The sequence below is a fragment of the Tepidiforma sp. genome, assembly GCF_026419595.1.
GTDB lineage: Bacteria > Chloroflexota > Dehalococcoidia > Tepidiformales > Tepidiformaceae > Tepidiforma.
In genome coordinates this window covers 1-1,414 of record NZ_JANZZD010000022.1, presented here as the reverse complement: position 1 = coordinate 1,414, position 1,414 = coordinate 1, and the positions used below count along the sequence as shown (strand labels likewise).

The following is a 1,414-nucleotide window of genomic DNA, read 5'->3' as shown; positions in this document are numbered from 1 at the left end:
CCCATCGTCGCCGAGATCGCGAAGGAGTGCGGAGCCCTCACCATCGGCGTCGTCCCCAAGCCGTTCCCGTGGGAAGGCTCCCGCCGCATGAAGCAGGCCGAAGAGGGCATCGCCCGCCTCCGCGATAAGGTCGATACCCTCATCGCCATCCCCAACGGCCGCCTCATCGAAATCTGCCCCCCGAACGCGACCGTCGAAGAAGCCTTCGAGACCGCCGACGACGTCCTCCGCCAGGCCATCCAGTCGATTTCGAACATCATCAGCCAGAACGGCTCCATCAACCTCGACTTCAACGACGTCCGCACCATCATGAGCGAGGCCGGCCCCGCCCTCCTCGCCGTCGGCAAAGGCTCCGGCGAAAACCGCGCCGTCGAAGCCGCCCGCTCCGCCACCCAGAGCCCCATCCTCGACCAGTCGATCGAAGGCGCGCACAACGTCCTCTTCAACGTCACCCACAGCGGCGCCCTCGGCCTCCGCGAGCTCGATGCCGCCGCACGCACCATCGCCGAAGTCGTCGACCCCGCGGCCAACATCATCTTCGGCACCGTGGTCGACCCCCGCGTCGGCGACGAAGTCCACATCACCGTCATCGCCACCGGCTTCACGCCCCGCGCCTCGACCATCGGCGACCCGCTCGAAGTCGACCGCGGCCGCCTGCGCGAGTTCAACCTCCCCGGGGTCAGCAGCATGGAGGATGCCGAGCTGCCCGCCTTCCTCCGCCGGAACATCCGCTCGCTCAACGTGGAACGCGACGAGTACGGCCGCGTTGCGCGCCTCAAATAAGAAAGGCTGAAAGGAGGGAACTACCTAACCGAACGCGCAAAAGCCCGGAAGGACACTCCCCTCTCGGGAAGCGGGGGCTCGGTGCAATGGGAGATGGCATCGAGCCCCTGGCTTTTGCCGCGACGGCTACCCCGCCGGTAGCTCCCCCGCTTTCAGCCGGACGCGTAACGTAACACACCCGTCAAGCAAAAAACCAGACGTTTTCTGCAATCGGCCCTATCGCAGGTCGTGGATTGGGCTCTGGTCCGCCGCGGCCCGTCGCCGTCAGCTCCCCGGCCCGGCGCTCGTGCCGCGGCCCCCGGCGGTCCCCGGCTCGTCCGCTTCGAAGCCCGGGCAGTCGCGCACCGGCAGCGGCGGGTACTTCCGGAACCGCGCATCGACCCGCGACCGCCCGCACAGCCAGAACACCGAGCCCCGCCCGCTCACCACGCGCTGCGCCCACGCACACCCCGCGCACAGCCCGACCCGCGCTCGCTCGCCCCCGTCCATCCCTCCATTATCCCCTCTCGCGTCCCGCTCTCCCGCTCTCCCGCTCTCCCGCTCTCCCTTTCTCCCTCTCTCCCAACTCCCAACTCCCAACTCCCAACTCCCAACTCCCAACTCCCAACTCCCAACTCCCAACTCCCAACTC

General features: G+C 68.1%; 2 protein-coding genes. One reads left to right on the top strand and one right to left on the bottom strand.

The genetic code is table 11. From position 1 onward, the window contains the following. The coding region (locus N2041_RS11080) for a cell division protein FtsZ (RefSeq protein WP_297678650.1) at positions 1–783 on the top strand (783 nt) is incomplete at its 5' end. Between the two features lie 264 nt (positions 784–1,047). Here the strand turns inward: N2041_RS11080 and N2041_RS11075 are convergent. After that, positions 1,048–1,272: a hypothetical protein gene (locus N2041_RS11075; RefSeq protein WP_297678649.1), complete on the bottom strand. Its 225-nt coding sequence runs from the start codon at positions 1,270–1,272 to the stop codon at positions 1,048–1,050. Between the last annotated feature and the right edge of the window lie 142 nt (positions 1,273–1,414).

Coding starts and splice junctions, on each gene's coding strand:
- N2041_RS11075 (WP_297678649.1), bottom strand. CDS start 1,272: ATGGACGGGGGCGAGCGAGCGCGGGTCGGGCTGTGCGCGGGGTGTGCG.